We start from the raw sequence: 15,355 nt of genomic DNA, 5'->3' as shown, positions 1-15,355 counted from the left end.
GCGCGCCCGGAGGCTGGAAGCCCCGGGCGTTCCTTGTTTTCCGGACCTTACTCCGGTGCGTGGCGATCATCTCGGCGACAGGGAGGCCGTGCAGTGCGGTTTCCCGTTTGCCCCCAAGAAGGAGAAACACATGGCCACCGGCACCGTGAAGTGGTTCAACGCGGAAAAGGGCTTCGGCTTCATCGAGCAGGACGGCGGCGGCCCCGACGTCTTCGCCCACTACTCGAACATCCAGTCCCAGGGCTTCCGTGAGCTCCTGGAAGGCCAGAAGGTCACCTTCGACGTGACCCAGGGCCCGAAGGGCCCGCAGGCGGAGAACATCGTCACCGCCTGACGCACGTGTCCGCGGACGGGGCCCGCACCGACCGGTGCGGGCCCCGTCCGCGTCCGTACGCACCACCGGACGTCCGCATCGCGGGCGTCCGCCCCGTACCCCGCGGCCCGAAGACCGCACGGCACCCTCCCCGCCACAGAAGGGCTTTCAGTGACCCGAGCGACCGCACCGCGACAGAGTGCCGCCCCGAAGACGCCCGCGCAGACGTCTCCCCAGCCGCCCGCCGTCTCCTTCGACGAGCTGCCGCTGGCACCGGCCCTCCTCACCGCGCTGCGCGAGCAGGGCGTCACCGAGCCGTTCCCCATCCAGGCCGCGACGCTGCCCGCCACCCTCGCGGGCCGGGACGTCCTCGGCCGCGGCCGGACCGGCTCCGGCAAGACCCTGGCCTTCGGCCTGGCGATGCTCAGCCGCACGGCCGGCCGCCGCGCCGCGAGCGGGAGCCCGCTGGCCCTGGTCCTCGTGCCCACCCGTGAGCTGGCCACCCAGGTCAGCCAGGCGCTCGCCCCGTACGCCACGGCGGTGGGTCTGCGCACGACCACGGTCGTCGGCGGCACCTCGATCAACCGCCAGGTGGCGGCGCTGCGCAAGGGCGCCGAGATCCTGGTCGCCACCCCCGGCCGGCTCGCCGACCTCCTGGACCGGCGCGCCTGCACACTCGACCAGGTCGCGATCACCGTCCTGGACGAGGCCGACCAGATGACCGACATGGGCTTCCTGCCGCAGGTCACCCGCCTGATGGAGAAGGTCGACCCGAACGGCCAGCGGATGCTGTTCTCCGCGACGCTGGACCGCAACGTCGACAAGCTCGTCCGCCGGTTCCTGACCGACCCGGTCACCCACTCCGTGGACCCGTCGGCCGCCACGGTCACCACCATGGAGCACCACGTCCTGTACGTGGAGGACACCGACAAGCGGGCCACCGCGACCGAGATCGCCGCCCGCGACGGCCGCGTGATCATGTTCGTGGACACCAAGCGCGGCGCCGACCGGCTCACCAAGCACCTGCTGTCCCAGGGCGTCCGCGCCGCGGCGCTGCACGGCGGCAAGTCCCAGCCGCAGCGCACCCGCACCCTGGAGCAGTTCCGCACCGGCCAGGCCACCGCGCTGATCGCCACCAACGTCGCCGCCCGCGGCATCCACATCGACGGCCTCGACCTCGTGGTCAACGTCGATCCGCCGACCGAGGCCAAGGACTACCTGCACCGCGGCGGCCGGACCGCGCGGGCCGGCGAGTCCGGCACCGTCGTGACCCTGGTCACGCCCGGCCAGCGCCGGGACATGAGCCGGCTGATGTCCCGGGCGAAGATCACTCCCGGTACGGCGCGGGTCCGGCCGGGCGACGGCGAGCTGATACGCATCACCGGCGCGCAGGCCCCGTCCGGTCAGCCGGTGGTCATCACCGTGCCCGCACAGCAGGAACGGCCGAAGCCCGCGGGCGGCGGACGGCGGCGTCCGCGCCGGGGCGGCTCCGGCGGCCCGGCGTCCGGCGCGTCCGGCGCCCCGAACGGCGGCCGTCCGGCCCGGCGCCCCGCCCGCAACCCGAAGGGGCCGCGCACTCCGCGGGCGCCCAGGGCCTGATACGCGCCGGAGCGCAGGCGGCCCGTGCGCGCCCTCGCGCCGGGCCCCTGCGGTTTCCCGGGCCCATGATCACGGTGTCTCACGTCACCACGGCGTCCCGCGTGATCACGGCTTCTCCGACACGTAATACCGCCGCGCGCCCTCGTGCAGCGGCAGCGGATCGGTGAACACCGCGGTACGCAGGTCCACCTTCTGCGCGGCGTGCACCTCGGTACCGATCCGGTCCCGGCTCCTTATGACGGTCCGGGTGATCGCCTCCGTCAGCACCGGGTCCTGGCGGTCGGTGGTCACCAGCAGGTTCGCGACCGCGATCGTCCTGATCGCCTGCCCGTTCTGCACGCGCGGATAGGCGTCGGCCGGCATCACGGCCGCCCGGTAGTGGCGGGACGGCTCGCCCTGCCGGTGCAGCGCCGGGATCAGATCGCCGAGCTGGACCAGCCGTACCGGCATCCGCCGGGCGACCTGCTGCACGGCCGAGGTCGGCAGCCCGCCCGACCAGAAGAAGGCGTCCAGCTCCCGCTCCTCCAGCAGCTTCGGCATCCGGTCGATGCCGACCCGCACCGCCTCGATGTCGTGGTCGAAATCCAGCCCGGCCGCCGCCATCAGCCGCCGGGTGATCAGCTGTACGCCGGAGCCGTCCGCGCCCACGCCGACCCGCAGTTTCCCGAGGTCCCTGGCCGAGTCCACCGTCGAGTCGGCCGGGACCACCAGTTGCATGTAGTCGTCGTACAGCCGCGCGCAGGCCCGCAGCCGTGCTTCCGCCCGCGGGTCGAGGCGCCGCTGCTCGGCCACCGCGTCCGCGGTCGCGATCGCGAACTGTGCGTGACCGCTCGTCAGTTGCTCCAGGTTGTCCAGCGAGCCCGCGCTGTTCATCAGCCGTACGTCGACCTGCGGCAGGTCGCGGCGCAGGTCCTGCTTGAGCAGCTCCCCGTAGCGCGCGTACACCCCGGACCGCACGCCGGTCGTCAGCGTCACCTGCCCGGCCGGTGCGGGCGGACCGCCCAGCGGCAGCAGCCACCACAGCAGCAGACCGAGCGCCACCAGTGCGGCGGCCGCCGCGAGCAGCGCCCGGCGGCCGCCGGTGCGGGGGAGTACTGAGACCATGGGCGGGATCCTGCCAGCCCCGCACCGCGAACGGGAGGGGCGAGGCGCCGGTGGGAACACGTACCCTGGTCGATTGAGATGAGTGCGAAGACATACGAGGTGCGCACCTACGGGTGCCAGATGAACGTCCACGACTCCGAGCGGCTGTCGGGCCTGCTGGAGGACGCCGGGTACGTACCTGCGCCCAAGGACGCCGACGGGGCCGATGTCGTCGTCTTCAACACCTGCGCGGTGCGGGAGAACGCCGACAACCGGCTCTACGGCAACCTCGGCCAGCTCGCGCCCAAGAAGGCCGCGCGGCCGGGCATGCAGATCGCCGTCGGCGGCTGCCTGGCCCAGAAGGACCGCGACACCATCGTCAAGAAGGCCCCCTGGGTCGACGTGGTCTTCGGGACGCACAACATCGGTAAGCTGCCGGTCCTCCTGGAGCGCGCCCGCGTCCAGGAGGAGGCCCAGGTCGAGATCGCCGAGTCGCTGGAGGCGTTCCCCTCCACCCTGCCCACCCGCCGCGAGAGCGCCTACGCGGCGTGGGTCTCCATCTCCGTCGGCTGCAACAACACCTGCACCTTCTGCATCGTCCCCGCCCTGCGCGGCAAGGAGAAGGACCGCCGCCCCGGCGACATCCTCGCCGAGATCGAGGCGCTGGTCGGCGAGGGCGTCTCCGAGATCACCCTGCTCGGCCAGAACGTCAACGCCTACGGTTCCGACATCGGCGACCGCGAGGCGTTCAGCAAGCTGCTGCGCGCCTGCGGGAAGATCGAGGGCCTGGAGCGGGTCCGCTTCACCTCGCCGCACCCGCGCGACTTCACCGACGACGTCATCGCCGCCATGGCCGAGACGCCGAACGTGATGCCGCAGCTGCACATGCCGCTCCAGTCCGGCTCGGACACCGTCCTGAAGGCGATGCGCCGCTCGTACCGCCAGGAGCGCTTCCTCGGCATCATCGAGAAGGTGCGCGCCGCGATGCCGGACGCCGCCATCTCCACGGACATCATCGTCGGCTTCCCCGGCGAGACCGAGGCGGACTTCGAGCAGACCCTGCACGTCGTCCGCGAGTCCCGCTTCGCGCAGGCGTTCACCTTCCAGTACTCCAAGCGCCCGGGGACCCCGGCCGCCGAGATGGACGGCCAGATCCCCAAGGAGGTCGTCCAGGAGCGCTACGAGCGGCTGGTCGCCCTCCAGGAGGAGATCTCCTGGGAGGAGAACAAGAAGCAGGTCGGCCGCGTCCTGGAGGTCATGGTCGCCGAGGGCGAGGGCCGCAAGGACGACGCCACGCGCCGCCTGTCCGGCCGCGCCGCCGACAACCGCCTGGTGCACTTCGCCCGCCCCGAGGAGCCGGTGCGCCCCGGCGACATGGTGACCGTCGAGATCACCTACGCCGCCCCGCACCACCTGCTCGCCGAGGGCCCCGCCCGGGCCGTCCGCCGTACGCGTGCGGGCGACGCCTGGGAGAAGCGCAACGCCGCCCCGGCCGCCAAGCCGGCCGGTGTCATGCTGGGCCTGCCGACGATCGGCGCCCCGGCACCGTCCCCGGCCCCGGCGGCGGGCTGCGGCTGCGAGTGACGGAGCGGGCGGGGCGGTGGCTGTCCCGCCCGTACGGGGGCGCCACCGGACCGCGCGGCCCGGCCGGGCGCGGCTCCGGCACCCGGTCCCGGAGCTGCCGTGTCGCCCGCGGCGGCCTTGCTAGGGTTCCAGCCATGCTTGTCGCCGCCGCCGTCTGCCCGTGTCCGCCGGTCCTCGTCCCGGAGGTCGCCTCCGGTGCCGCACCCGAGCTGGACGGCCTGCGGGCCGCCGCCCTGGACGCGGTCGGCGTGCTCGCGGCGGCGCGGCCGGACCGGCTGGTCGTCGTCGGCCCGGCCGAACAGGCGGGCCGCGGGCCGCACGCACAGGGCGCGGTGGGCTCCTTCCGCGGCTTCGGCGTGGCCCTGGACGTCACTCTGGGAGCCGCCGAGACGCCCCCGGAACGGCCGCTGCCGCCGTCCCTGTCGGTCGGCGCCTGGCTGCTGGCCCGTACGGACTGGGCCGACGCGCCGGTCGAGGGGCTGGGCGTCGGCGAGCCGCTGCCCGGCGACCGCTGCGCGCAGGTCGGCCGGGAGATCGCGGCGTCGGCGGAGCGGGTCGCCCTGCTGGTCATGGGGGACGGCAGCGCCTGCCGGACGGTGAAGGCACCGGGCTACTTCGACGAACGGGCCGAGGGCTTCGACGCCGTTGTGGCGCGCGCTCTGGAGGCCGCGGACACCGAGGCGCTGGCCGGACTGGACGCGGAGCTGGCGAGCGAGCTGAAGGCGTCCGGACGCGCCTGCTGGCAGGTCCTGGCGGGCGCCGCAGAAGGCGCCGGGCTGCGCGGCGAGCTGCTGCGCGAGGAGGCCCCGTACGGCGTGGGGTACTTCGTGGCGGCCTGGTCGTAGGGCGCGTAGGCGTACGGGCGCGCGACGGGGGTCAGACACGTGCCGTGGTGGTGCGGGAGCGTCGTCGGGCGCAGGGGCGCACGGGCGTGCAGGCGGTCAGGTGTACGGGCATGCAGGCGCAACGGGCGTGCGGGCGTGCCGGGAGCCGCGTGGGAGCGCTGTACGGCGTGTGGGCGCGCCCTGAGCCGTCCTGGGACGACCTGAGTCGCCCAGGGGCGCTGGAGGGCGCGGGCGCCGGTCATGGGCGCTTCCGGAGCCGCACCGCCCGAGCTGCCCTGACAAGAGCGTGACGGCCCCTGCCGTCCTAGAGAGGTACGTGCCGGTCGCTGCCGTCCTAAGAGATACGCGCCGACCCGGGGCCCCGTGGACACGCGACGGCCGCGGAGCGCGTCGCTCCGCGGCCGTCGTGCGCCGTGCGGGCCGTCCCGGCCCGGAGTCCTGCGGGGACGTCAGGCGGCCGGGCCCTGCGGGCCGGGGCCGCCGCTGCCGTCGGACCGGCGGGATTCCCCGGCCAGCCGCCCGAGGGCGTCCTTCGCCTTGCCGGCGCCGGTCCCGATCTGACTGCTGTACTTGCCCTGGGTCCTCTCGTCGACCGCCCGTGCGGCCTTGTCGAGGCCCTGCTCGATCCGGTCCCCGTGCTGCTGCGCGAGATCACCGGCCCGGTCCTTCAGCGGACCGAGCTTGGCCTTGAGGTTGTCCAGCAGGCCCATGGGCCACCTTCTTCCGTACCGCGTGCTACTTGCGGGCGCCTTCCCCGGCCTCGCTGTCGGCGGCCTCCTCGGCCGACTGCTGCTTGGGGATCTCGACACCCTCGGCGGCAGCGGCCGCACCGGCCTCCTCGGCGGACGGCTGCGCGTCCGGGCCCGTCGCCCCGTCCTGCGCCGCCTGCCCGGCGGCCGCGGCGGAGCGCTCCGCCGACGCGTCGCCCCCGGCTTCCTCCGCCGTCACCGTCGCGGCGGCGGCTTCCTCCGTCGACGCCTCGCTCTTACGGCGGCGAAACCGTGAAAACACACCCATATCTCTGCTCCATACCGTACTCGTGCGGGCGAAATCCCGGGACGCCCGGAGCGTCCCATTGCGCCGCCCGCGGGCTCCGGTCCGTGAACCGGCGGCCGGAACCTCGCAACAGGCAACGAACTCGGAGGCGAGCCGTCACGTCGCTCATTCGGGATGCGGGCCGCGGGTTTGCGAGACTGGGCCGGTGAACACCGCAGTTCCCGCACCCCGGGTCATCGCCGTCGTCGGTCCCACCGCGGCCGGAAAGTCCGATTTGGGCGTCGCGCTCGCCCGGCACCTCGGTGGCGAGGTCGTCAACGCCGACTCCATGCAGCTCTACCGCGGCATGGACATCGGCACCGCCAAACTGACGGTGCCCGAGCGCCAGGGGGTTCCGCACCACCTCCTGGACATCTGGGACGTCACCCGTGCGGCGAACGTCGCCGAGTACCAGCGCCTGGCCCGCGCCGAGATCGACCGGCTGCTCGCCGCGGGCCGCACACCGGTCCTCGTGGGCGGCTCCGGCCTGTACGTACGCGGCGCCATCGACGCCCTCGACTTCCCCGGCACCGACCCCGAGGTGCGCGCCCGGCTGGAGGAGGAGCTGGCCGAGCACGGCAGCGGCGCCCTGCACGCCCGGCTCGCCGCCGCCGACCCCGCCGCCGCCCGCGCCATCCTGGCCGGCAACGGGCGCCGCATCGTGCGCGCCCTGGAGGTCATCGAGATCACCGGCCGCCCCTTCACCGCCAACCTCCCGGGACACGAGGCGGTCTACGACACCGTGCAGATCGGCGTCGACGTCGGCCGCCCGGAACTGGACGAGCGCATCGCCCGCCGGGTGGACCGGATGTGGGAGGAGGGCCTGGTGGACGAGGTGCGGCGGCTGGTGGACGAGGGGCTGCGCGAGGGCCGTACCGCCTCCCGGGCCCTCGGCTACCAGCAGGTGCTCGCGCAGCTCGCGGGGGAGTGCACGGAAGCGGAGGCACGGGCCGAGACGGTCCGGGCCACCAAGCGCTTCGCGCGCCGTCAGGACTCGTGGTTCCGCAGGGACCCCCGGGTCCACTGGCTCAGCGGTGCCGCCGCGGACCGCGCGGAACTCCCGGAACGGGCGCTGGCGTTGGTCGCGCCGCCGGTCACAGCCTGATCACGTCCTGGCATCGGGACGCTCCGCCCGTCATCCGGGCCCCCGGGAGCGTGTCATCATCGACCTTCGATCGAGGCGTGCAGTCAGCAGTGGGGAGGGCGCGTGGCGATGGAGGCCGGCCCTCGCAACAGACCGCAGCAACCGGACGGGCCGAGTGACCGACAGCGGGACGCGACGGAGTCGCTGACCCAGGACGGACCCGGGGCCATGGGTCCGGACGGGGCTGCCCTGGAACACCCCGCCGGCGGGCCGGACCCGCTGGGCGAACCGGTGCGCCCGGCGGCACTGGACGGCACGGACGCCCCCGAGGAGGCCGTGGCGGGCGGTGCGTCCTTCCGGGAACTGCGCCCGCCGCGCCGGCTGCGCATCTGGCAGCTCGCGCCCATCGTGGGACTCGCCATCCTCGGCTCGCTGATGTTCGCCTTCCCGCTCGCCTTCGAGTTCGGCGGCGACGGCGGCGCGGTGATCTCCATGCTCGGCCTGCTGCTGTTCGGCTGCGCCGCCGGCTGGGGCATGATGGCCGCCCGCCGGGTCGGCCACACCTGGCCCGGCCTGCCCGCCCGCGGCTCCGGCCGCCGCCCGGACTGGCGTGTCGTCCTGGCGTACGCCGCCGTCGTGGCCGTGCTGGCCCTGCTGGCCGTATGGCGGGTCGCCCGGCTGCACTGACTGTCGGTGCCGCGCCGTACGATGCAGTCATGACCATCGCACAGGGGACCGCACCGGCCACGGGGGCCGCAGTGGACACCGCGCCGGCCGCCGCGGGCGGCCCCGGCCGCGGCATCGCCTTCCTCAAGGGACACGGCACGGAGAACGACTTCGTGATCATCCCCGACCCGGACGGCGTCCTGGAGCTGTCCGCCGGCGCGGTGGCGCGGATCTGCGACCGCCGGGCCGGTGTCGGCGGCGACGGCCTGCTGCGCGTGGTGCGCTCCGCCGCCGACCCCGCGGCCCGCGCCCTGGCCGGCGAGGCCGAGTGGTTCATGGACTACCGCAACGGCGACGGCTCCGTGGCCGAGATGTGCGGCAACGGCATCCGCGTCTTCGCCCGCTACCTCCAGTACGCGGGCCTGGCCGGCGAAGGGGAGGTGGCCATCGCCACCCGCGCCGGCGTGAAGCGGGTCCGCCTGGCCGCGACCGGCGAGGTCACGGTCGCCATGGGGCGCGCCGAGCTGCTCCCGGACGGCGTGACGGTCACGGTCGGCGACCGCAGCTGGCCCGCCCGCAACGTGAGCATGGGCAATCCGCACGCCGTCGCCTTCGTCGAGGACCTCGACCACGCCGGAGACCTGTACGGCGTCCCGCCGTTCAGCCCAGCCGCCGTCTACCCGGACGGCGTGAACATCGAGTTCGTCGCCGACCGCGGCCCGCGCCACGTCGCGATGCGGGTCCACGAGCGCGGCGCCGGCGAGACCCGCTCCTGCGGCACCGGCGCGTGCGCCGTCGCGGTCGCCGCTGCCCGCCGGGACGGCACGGACCCCGCGGTCACCGGCAGCCCCGTCACGTACACGGTCGACGTACCGGGCGGCAGCCTGACGATCACCGAGCTGCCGGACGGCACGGTCGAGAAGACCGGCCCCGCGGTCATCGTCGCGCAGGGCACGCTGGACCCTGCGTGGCTGGTCACGGCCCTCGACTGAGAGTTCGCTCGAATGGGTGATCCGGTTCACGCTGGGCGAGAGCGGGACAGCGCTGCGTGATGGGCTCGGTAGCATCAAGCACCGGCCCGGGGCGACCGACTGCGGGCGCCCGACCGCCGGTCGACGCCGCCGGAGGTGCCCATGAGCGCAGAGGCCACGAACCCTGGTAACCCCGTCGCGCCGGTCCAGGCCGGTCCGTCCGGCCCGGGAGCCGGCCCGTCCGGGCTGGGAGATGCCTCGCACCGCAAGCGTGGCCGCCCCCGTCTGGAGCTGCGCGGGCTGCGCCGCATCGGCCGGGCCGCGCTGCTCGGACCGGCCCCCCGCGACGGCCTGCCGGACGCCCTGGAGCACGTCGCCAAGGTGCACCGCGCCCACCACCCGGACGCCGACCTGGACACCCTCAGCCGGGCCTACGCGCTCGCCGAGTCCTCGCACCGCGGCCAGCTGCGCAAGAGCGGCGAACCGTACATCACCCACCCGCTCGCGGTGACCCTGATCCTGGCCGAACTGGGCGCCGAGACCACGACCTTGACCGCCTCCCTGCTGCACGACACCGTCGAGGACACGGAAGTGACGCTCGATCAGGTGCGCCGGGAGTTCGGCAAGGAGGTCTGTTACCTGGTCGACGGCGTGACCAAGCTGGAGAAGGTGGACTATGGCGCCGCCGCCGAGCCCGAGACGTTCCGCAAGATGCTGGTCGCCACCGGGAACGACGTCCGCGTGATGTCCATCAAGCTCGCCGACCGGCTGCACAACATGCGCACCCTCGGGGTGATGCGGCCCGAGAAGCAGGTCAGGATCGCCAAGGTCACCCGCGACGTACTGATCCCGCTGGCCGAACGGCTGGGCGTACAGGCGCTCAAGACCGAGCTGGAGGACCTGGTCTTCGCGATCCTGCACCCGGAGGAGTACGCGACCACACGTGCCCTCGTACAGGAGCACGCCGCCCGCCCGGACCCGCTCGCCGCCGTCGCGGAGCGGGTCCGCACCGTCCTGGACGAGGCCGACATCGCCGCCGAAGTCCTCATCCGGCCGCGGCACTTCGTCTCCGTGCACCGGGTGCGCCTGGCCCGCGGCACGGTCACCGGCACCGACCTCGGCCGTCTGCTGGTGCTCGTCGCCGAGGACGCCGACTGCTACGCGGTCCTCGGCGAGCTGCACACCTGTTTCACCCCGGTGGTCTCGGAGTTCAAGGACTTCATCGCCGCGCCGAAGTTCAACCTGTACCAGTCGCTGCACACCGCCGTCACGGACGAGGACGGCGCCATTGCCGAAACGCTCATCCGTACGCACCGCATGCACCGCGTGGCCGAGGCCGGGGTGATCGCGCTGGGCAACCCGTACGCCCCGGCGGACGGCGCCGACCCCGCGCCGGAGCGCGCGCCCGCGGGCGGCGCGGAAGGGGCGCGCGCCGCCGAGGACGGGGAGCGGGTGGACCCGACCCAGCCCGGCTGGCTGTGCCGCCTCCTGGAGTGGCAGCGCGCCACCCCGGACCCGGACACGTTCTGGACCTCGCTCCGTGCCGACCTCGCCCAGGACCGGGAGATCACGGTCTTCTGCACGGACGGTGGCCCCGGCGACGACGGCGGCCCGACCGGCGTCGGCGCCGCCGGCACGGGCACGGCAGGCACCTCCGCCGTCGGCCTGCCCGCCGGCGCGAGCTGTGTGGACGCCGCGTACGCGCTGTACGGCGAAGGGGCGCACCACTGCATCGGCGCGCGCGTCAACGGCCGTCTCGCGACCCTCTCCACGGTCCTGTGCGACGGCGACAGCCTGCACCTGCTCATGGCCCCCGACTCCGCCGCCGGCCCCTCGCCCGACTGGCTCGACCACACCCGCACCCCGGCCGCCCGGCTCGCCATCTCCCGCTGGCTGGCGGCCCACCCGGGAGCCGACACGGGGACGGGCGAAGGCACGGTGGGGACGGGCGCGCCCAGCGGCCCCGGCGGGGCCCGCGGGACCGCGGCCACCACGGCGTCCGGGCGCTCCGGCGGGAGCGACACCGCCGGGCTGTCCACCGACCTCCCCGGCGCGACCGTACGGCTCGCGGGCTGCTGCACCCCCGTCCCCCCCGACAACGTCACCGGCTTCGCCGTACGGGGCGGCATCGTCACCGTCCACCGGGCGCTGTGCCCCGTGGTGGCCCGGATGGCCGCGTCCGGACGGAAGCCGGTCGGTGCCCGCTGGCGCGGCGCGGGGAACCGCGCGCAGGGCTGCCGGGTCACCCTCCTCGCGGAGGCGTTCACCCGGCCGCACCTGCTCGCCGACCTCACGGAGGCCATCGCGGCCGAGGGGGCCGCCGTGGTGGCCGCCGCCGTGGAACCGCCCCGCGAACAGCGGGTACGGCACACGTACACGCTCCACCTGCCGGACGCGGCCAAGCTGCCGTCCCTGATGCGGGCCATGCGGCAGGTACCGGGCGTCTTCGACGTGCTGCGGGCGGGCCGCACCCGGTCGACGATGGCGGCGCGTTCCTGATCCGCGCCTGCCGCTACGTGGTTCAGGACGGAGTTTCCGCCTGCCTCCGCACGGCCCACGCCGGAGAGGTGCTCCGAGTAAGCCCGCCCGCGCGCAGCCACGCGGGAGGCGCGTTCCCGAGAACGCCCGCCCCCGCGCGCCCGGTACACCCGTTCCCCACCGGCCTCGACGGACGTACGGCCCGCCCTCGTTCGGGTGCCGTACTGTCGCGTCGGCCACCGGCCGGGGCACCGCGCTGATAGCGGTGTGGCATGCCGCTTTCCTCGTACCACCCCGCCCCCGGCCCCGGCGGGCCCGCCCCGGCCCCCGGCCGGGGTCCAGAAGGCGCCCCGTCCCGTCCCCGGCCCGGAGCCGCCCGCCGCCGGGCCGCGCTCGGCCTGCTCGCCGCCGCCTCCCTGGTCGCCGCGGGACTGCCGGACGCGACGCCGCTCGGCGTCGGCGACCGGCTCTACCCGCACCTCGGCAATCCCGGCTACGACGTGCGCGCGTACGACATCGCCCTGACCTACCCCGGCCGCAACGACCGGCCGCTGGAAGCCGTCACGAAGATCACCGCACGCGCCACCGCCCGCCTGGACCGCGTCAACCTCGACTTCACGCACGGCACCGTCCGCTCCGTCGAGATCGACGGCCGGCCCGCGGCCCACGTCACCCGCGGCGAGGACCTGATCGTCACGCCCCACCGGGCCGTACGTCCCGGCACCCCGCTGCGCATCATCGTCCGGCACACCAGCGACCCGCGCCCCGGCAAGGGCGGCAAGGGCCGGGACAACGGCTGGCTGCGGACGAAGGACGGGCTGGTCATGGCCAACCAGGTCGACGCCGCACACCGCGTCTTCCCGGGCAACGACCACCCGTCGGACAAGGCCCTCTACACCTTCCGCGTGACCGCGCCCAAGGGCCTGACGGTCGTCGCCAACGGCCTGCCGGTGGCGCGCTACCCGGGCACCGTACGGGCCGTACCGGACGCGGGCGGGGCCCGCGCGGGACGAGCCGTACCGCCCGCGCGGGCGGTCCCGGCCACCACCTGGGTCTACCGCTCCGCCCACCCGATGGCCACCGAGGTGGCCCAGGTGTCCATCGGGCGCTCCGCGGTCGTCCGGCGCACCGGACCGCACGGCCTGCCGCTGCGGGACGTCGTACCGGCCGCCGACCGCAAGCGCCTGGAAACGTGGCTGGCCAAGACGCCCGGCCAGCTCGCCTGGATGGAGAAGAAGGTCGGCCGGTACCCGTTCGAGTCCTACGGGGTGCTGCTCGCGCAGGCCGAGACCGGCTTCGAGCTGGAGACGCAGACGCTGTCGCTCTTCGAGGAGCGGCTGTTCGCCACCGGCCCGTACCCCCGCTGGTACGTCGAAGCGATCATGGTGCACGAACTGGCGCACCAGTGGTTCGGCAACAGCGTCTCCCCGCGCACCTGGTCGGACGCCTGGCTCAACGAGTCGCACGCCACCTGGTACGAGGAGCTGTACGCCCACGAGCACGCCAAGAAGTCCATGGACGAGCGGACCCGGCGCGCCTACAGCGTCTCGGACCGGATGCGGCGCGAAGGCGGCCCGCCCGGAGCGCCGAAGCCCCCGTCCCCCGGCAACAAGACCGGCATCTTCCGCCCGGTGATGTACGACGGCAGTGCGCTCGTCCTGTACGCGCTGCGCGCCAAGATCGGGCACGCCGCCTTCGACCGGCTGGAGCGCGCCTGGGTGACCCGGCACCGCGACGGCGTCGCGGGCACCGCCGACTTCGTCGAGCTGGCCTCCCGCATCTCGGGACAGGACCTCGGCGGCTTCTTCCGCAGCTGGCTGTACGACACGAAGACGCCGCCGATGCCCGGCCACCCGGACTGGAAGAGCACCTACGCGACCCCGCACCCGCCCGCCGGGAAGCCGGGCGCGAAGCCGGCGGGGAAGCCCGCGGCCAAGCCGGGAAAGGGCGCGGCCAAGCCGGGCGCGAGGCCGGGGAAGCCCGCCACCGGGCCCGGGAAGGCGCGGGCCGCCGGGCCCGGGAGGACACCGCCCGCGGCCCCGCACGGAAAACCCGCGTGACGGCCCCCACCGGTCGTGCGACCATCATCTGGCCGACGACGGGGCGGCCGGGAATCTCCCGGGCCCTCCGGACGTTGTCACGAACGCAGGTTCCGGGGCCGTGCGGCCCGCGGGACGTTCCAACGACGCGAAGGATCAAATGACCTCCTCTTCTTCCCTTCCACAGGACCGACAGCGCCTCCCCGAGAGCCTTCGGGCCGACGCCCTGATGGAAGAGGACGTCGCCTGGAGTTACGAGATCGATGGAGAGCGTGACGGCGAGCAGTACGACCGCACGGAGCGAGCCGCCCTGCGCCGGGTGGCGGGACTGTCCACCGAGCTCGAAGACGTCACCGAGGTCGAGTACCGCCAGCTGCGCCTGGAGCGCGTCGTACTGGTCGGTGTCTGGACCAGCGGCACGGTGCAGGACGCGGAGAACTCCCTCGCCGAGCTGGCCGCGCTGGCCGAGACGGCCGGCGCGCTGGTGCTCGACGGCGTCATCCAGCGCCGCGACAAGCCCGACCCGGCCACCTACATCGGTTCCGGCAAGGCCTTGGAGCTGCGCGACATCGTCCTGGAGTCCGGCGCGGACACGGTGGTCTGCGACGGTGAGCTGAGCCCCGGCCAGCTGATCCACCTCGAAGACGTCGTCAAGGTCAAGGTCGTCGACCGTACGGCCCTGATCCTGGACATCTTCGCCCAGCACGCCAAGTCCCGGGAGGGCAAGGCGCAGGTCTCGCTGGCGCAGATGCAGTACATGCTGCCCAGGCTGCGCGGCTGGGGCCAGTCGCTGTCCCGGCAGATGGGTGGCGGTGGCTCCGGTTCGGCGGGCGGCGGTATGGCCACCCGTGGTCCCGGTGAGACCAAGATCGAGACGGACCGGCGGCGGATCCGCGAGAAGATGGCGAAGATGCGCCGGGAGATCGCGGAGATGAAGACCGGCCGGGACGTCAAGCGGCAGGAACGCCGCCGCCACAAGGTCCCCTCGGTCGCCATCGCGGGGTACACGAACGCGGGCAAGTCCTCGCTGCTCAACCGCCTGACCGGGGCCGGCGTCCTGGTGGAGAACGCGCTGTTCGCCACCCTGGACCCGACCGTGCGCCGGGCCGAGACGCCCAGCGGGCGGCTGTACACCCTCGCCGACACCGTCGGCTTCGTCCGCCACCTGCCGCACCACCTCGTCGAGGCGTTCCGCTCCACGATGGAGGAGGTCGGCGACTCCGACCTCATCCTCCACGTGGTCGACGGCTCGCACCCGGTGCCCGAGGAGCAGCTCGCCGCCGTGCGCGAGGTGATCCGCGACGTGGGCGCCACCGACGTACCGGAGATCGTGGTCGTCAACAAGGCGGACGCCGCCGACCCGCTGGTCCTCCAGCGGCTGCTGCGCCGGGAGAAGCACGCGCTGCTGGTCTCGGCCCGTACCGGCCAGGGCATCGACGAGCTGCTCGCGCTGATCGACGAGGAGCTGCCGCGCCCGCAGGTCGAGATCGAGGCGCTGGTGCCCTACACCCAGGGCGCACTGGTCTCCCGGGCCCACGCCGAGGGCGAGGTGATCTCCGAGGAGCACATCGCGGAGGGCACCGTCCTCAAGGCGCGCGTCCACGAGGAACTGGCCGCCGAGTTCCAGCCGTACGTACCGGCGGCGTGACGCGGCAGAC

13 protein-coding genes are annotated in these 15,355 nt (G+C 74.2%); 10 read left to right on the top strand and 3 right to left on the bottom strand.

Going from position 1 to position 15,355, the window contains the following annotated elements; genetic code table 11:
• Nucleotides 1–130: 130 nt before the first annotated feature.
• Together ACH4FX_RS21480 and ACH4FX_RS21475 are read left to right on the top strand one after the other, a co-directional pair.
• The gene (locus ACH4FX_RS21480; protein ID WP_398481185.1) at nucleotides 131–334 is read left to right on the top strand and encodes a cold-shock protein; all 204 of its coding nucleotides are present in this window, start codon (nucleotides 131–133) and stop codon (nucleotides 332–334) included.
• A gap of 150 nt (nucleotides 335–484) precedes the next feature.
• Nucleotides 485–1,912 carry a DEAD/DEAH box helicase gene (locus ACH4FX_RS21475; protein WP_398481183.1) on the top strand — a complete coding sequence of 476 codons (1,428 nt, stop codon included), beginning with the start codon at nucleotides 485–487 and terminating at the stop codon, nucleotides 1,910–1,912.
• Between the two features lie 105 nt (nucleotides 1,913–2,017).
• Here the strand turns inward: ACH4FX_RS21475 and ACH4FX_RS21470 are convergent, their stop codons facing one another.
• Nucleotides 2,018–3,016: a TAXI family TRAP transporter solute-binding subunit gene (locus ACH4FX_RS21470; protein ID WP_398481182.1), complete on the bottom strand. Its 999-nt coding sequence runs from the start codon at nucleotides 3,014–3,016 to the stop codon at nucleotides 2,018–2,020.
• Between the two features lie 78 nt (nucleotides 3,017–3,094).
• Here ACH4FX_RS21470 and miaB point away from each other — a divergent pair, with 78 nt between their 5' ends.
• Together miaB and ACH4FX_RS21460 are read left to right on the top strand one after the other, a co-directional pair.
• The gene (gene miaB / locus ACH4FX_RS21465; protein ID WP_398481180.1) at nucleotides 3,095–4,579 is read left to right on the top strand and encodes a tRNA (N6-isopentenyl adenosine(37)-C2)-methylthiotransferase MiaB; all 1,485 of its coding nucleotides are present in this window, start codon (nucleotides 3,095–3,097) and stop codon (nucleotides 4,577–4,579) included.
• A 134-nt stretch (nucleotides 4,580–4,713) separates the two neighbouring features.
• Nucleotides 4,714–5,424, top strand: a complete 711-nt coding sequence (locus ACH4FX_RS21460) for a class III extradiol dioxygenase subunit B-like domain-containing protein (protein WP_398481178.1) — start codon at nucleotides 4,714–4,716, stop codon at nucleotides 5,422–5,424.
• Nucleotides 5,425–5,873: 449 nt separating this feature from the next.
• Here the strand turns inward: ACH4FX_RS21460 and ACH4FX_RS21455 are convergent, their stop codons facing one another.
• Together ACH4FX_RS21455 and ACH4FX_RS21450 are read right to left on the bottom strand one after the other, a co-directional pair.
• The gene (locus ACH4FX_RS21455) at nucleotides 5,874–6,134 is read right to left on the bottom strand and encodes an antitoxin (protein ID WP_398481176.1); all 261 of its coding nucleotides are present in this window, start codon (nucleotides 6,132–6,134) and stop codon (nucleotides 5,874–5,876) included.
• A 25-nt stretch (nucleotides 6,135–6,159) separates the two neighbouring features.
• A complete protein-coding gene (locus ACH4FX_RS21450) occupies nucleotides 6,160–6,441 on the bottom strand; it encodes a gliding motility protein (protein WP_398481174.1) in 282 nt (93 codons plus the stop codon).
• Nucleotides 6,442–6,625: 184 nt separating this feature from the next.
• Here ACH4FX_RS21450 and miaA point away from each other — a divergent pair, with 184 nt between their 5' ends.
• The 6 genes from miaA (at nucleotide 6,626) to hflX (ending at nucleotide 15,345) form a co-directional block, all read left to right on the top strand.
• Entirely contained in the window at nucleotides 6,626–7,564 is a 939-nt protein-coding gene (gene miaA / locus ACH4FX_RS21445) for a tRNA (adenosine(37)-N6)-dimethylallyltransferase MiaA (protein WP_398481172.1), read from the top strand.
• 108 nt (nucleotides 7,565–7,672) lie between these two features.
• Nucleotides 7,673–8,230 (top strand): hypothetical protein, encoded by a 558-nt coding sequence (locus ACH4FX_RS21440; RefSeq protein WP_398481266.1) that lies wholly within the window; start codon nucleotides 7,673–7,675, stop codon nucleotides 8,228–8,230.
• Between the two features lie 29 nt (nucleotides 8,231–8,259).
• Entirely contained in the window at nucleotides 8,260–9,201 is a 942-nt protein-coding gene (gene dapF, locus ACH4FX_RS21435; RefSeq protein ID WP_398481170.1) for a diaminopimelate epimerase, read from the top strand.
• 141 nt (nucleotides 9,202–9,342) lie between these two features.
• The gene (locus tag ACH4FX_RS21430; RefSeq protein WP_398481169.1) at nucleotides 9,343–11,679 is read left to right on the top strand and encodes a RelA/SpoT family protein; all 2,337 of its coding nucleotides are present in this window, start codon (nucleotides 9,343–9,345) and stop codon (nucleotides 11,677–11,679) included.
• 251 nt (nucleotides 11,680–11,930) lie between these two features.
• Nucleotides 11,931–13,718: a M1 family aminopeptidase gene (locus ACH4FX_RS21425; protein WP_398481167.1), complete on the top strand. Its 1,788-nt coding sequence runs from the start codon at nucleotides 11,931–11,933 to the stop codon at nucleotides 13,716–13,718.
• 139 nt (nucleotides 13,719–13,857) lie between these two features.
• Entirely contained in the window at nucleotides 13,858–15,345 is a 1,488-nt protein-coding gene (gene hflX / locus ACH4FX_RS21420) for a GTPase HflX (RefSeq protein WP_398481165.1), read from the top strand.
• The last annotated feature ends 10 nt before the right edge of the window (nucleotides 15,346–15,355 follow it).

Origin of the sequence: Streptomyces sp. NPDC018019 (genome assembly GCF_044327805.1) — a bacterium.
Taxonomy (GTDB): Bacteria; Actinomycetota; Actinomycetes; order Streptomycetales; family Streptomycetaceae; genus Streptomyces.
Note: the sequence above shows the minus strand (reverse complement) of the source record. Positions and strands in the feature narration are given on the sequence as shown.

Excerpts from the sequence above, each read along its gene's own strand:
- ACH4FX_RS21470 (WP_398481182.1), bottom strand. The coding sequence starts at position 3,016 with ATGGTCTCAGTACTCCCCCGCACCGGCGGCCGCCGGGCGCTGCTCGCG.
- ACH4FX_RS21480 (WP_398481185.1), top strand. The coding sequence starts at position 131 with ATGGCCACCGGCACCGTGAAGTGGTTCAACGCGGAAAAGGGCTTCGGC.
- dapF (WP_398481170.1), top strand. The coding sequence starts at position 8,260 with ATGACCATCGCACAGGGGACCGCACCGGCCACGGGGGCCGCAGTGGAC.
- ACH4FX_RS21425 (WP_398481167.1), top strand. The coding sequence starts at position 11,931 with ATGCCGCTTTCCTCGTACCACCCCGCCCCCGGCCCCGGCGGGCCCGCC.
- ACH4FX_RS21455 (WP_398481176.1), bottom strand. The coding sequence starts at position 6,134 with ATGGGCCTGCTGGACAACCTCAAGGCCAAGCTCGGTCCGCTGAAGGAC.
- ACH4FX_RS21440 (WP_398481266.1), top strand. The coding sequence starts at position 7,673 with ATGGAGGCCGGCCCTCGCAACAGACCGCAGCAACCGGACGGGCCGAGT.
- ACH4FX_RS21450 (WP_398481174.1), bottom strand. The coding sequence starts at position 6,441 with ATGGGTGTGTTTTCACGGTTTCGCCGCCGTAAGAGCGAGGCGTCGACG.
- hflX (WP_398481165.1), top strand. The coding sequence starts at position 13,858 with ATGACCTCCTCTTCTTCCCTTCCACAGGACCGACAGCGCCTCCCCGAG.
- ACH4FX_RS21430 (WP_398481169.1), top strand. The coding sequence starts at position 9,343 with ATGAGCGCAGAGGCCACGAACCCTGGTAACCCCGTCGCGCCGGTCCAG.
- miaB (WP_398481180.1), top strand. The coding sequence starts at position 3,095 with ATGAGTGCGAAGACATACGAGGTGCGCACCTACGGGTGCCAGATGAAC.
- ACH4FX_RS21460 (WP_398481178.1), top strand. The coding sequence starts at position 4,714 with ATGCTTGTCGCCGCCGCCGTCTGCCCGTGTCCGCCGGTCCTCGTCCCG.